At 44.0% G+C, this 575-nt stretch carries 1 protein-coding gene and 1 pseudogene; both read right to left on the bottom strand.

All coding sequences use genetic code 11. The features are described from left to right. Positions 1 to 259, bottom strand: a pseudogene (locus KSW37_RS15760) (DUF3408 domain-containing protein); the annotation flags it as partial. 13 nt (positions 260 to 272) lie between these two features. Continuing rightward, positions 273 to 575, bottom strand: a 303-nt coding sequence (locus KSW37_RS15755; RefSeq protein ID WP_217743538.1) for a hypothetical protein, incomplete at its 5' end; no start/stop codon positions are given.

The following is a 575-nucleotide window of genomic DNA, read 5'->3' as shown; positions in this document are numbered from 1 at the left end:
GCTGCTTGCCGCTGATGCGCTTCTGCGGATTCGGTGGCGATAGAACTTCGTTCGTTAGTTCGTCCTCCATACAGGAGGTTGTTGCAGCCACATTCTCTGTCACAACTTCTAAATCGGAGTTCTCCACCTCTTCAAAGAAAGAGCTATGTTTTTGGGCATAGTCTTTACCATAAGTGGATGGTTGAAGCGAAGCCATCACCTCCTGTGTCATTTTCTCCTGCTGTTCAGGAAACATTTTCGTTTCTTTTGTTCTTGCCATAGCTTATGCTGTTTTATTTGTTAGTATAGTGGTCACGGTTTGCACCATTGACCGATTGTCGGGTGCAAAGTAAGTGTACTGAGTGCAGCCATGCAACTGATTGGGTGTAACGTGGCAATTTAGTTGTGGCTTGCTTATTTGCATACCGAGATAGTTGTGAGAACTTCAACGTATTTCTCAACTCATCATTGTTCATGTATTCGTTGCAGTCGTGCAAGTTTTTCTTGTTGTTTTTGGCGTTGATGTCGGCAAACCCCGGCAACATACTGCCACAGAATTTGAAAACGCTTGTTTTTAGATTGCCGTGCCTTATCTT

The organism is Segatella copri (assembly GCF_019127135.1).
GTDB lineage: Bacteria > Bacteroidota > Bacteroidia > Bacteroidales > Bacteroidaceae > Prevotella.
This window is presented reverse-complemented; position numbering and strand designations above follow the sequence as displayed.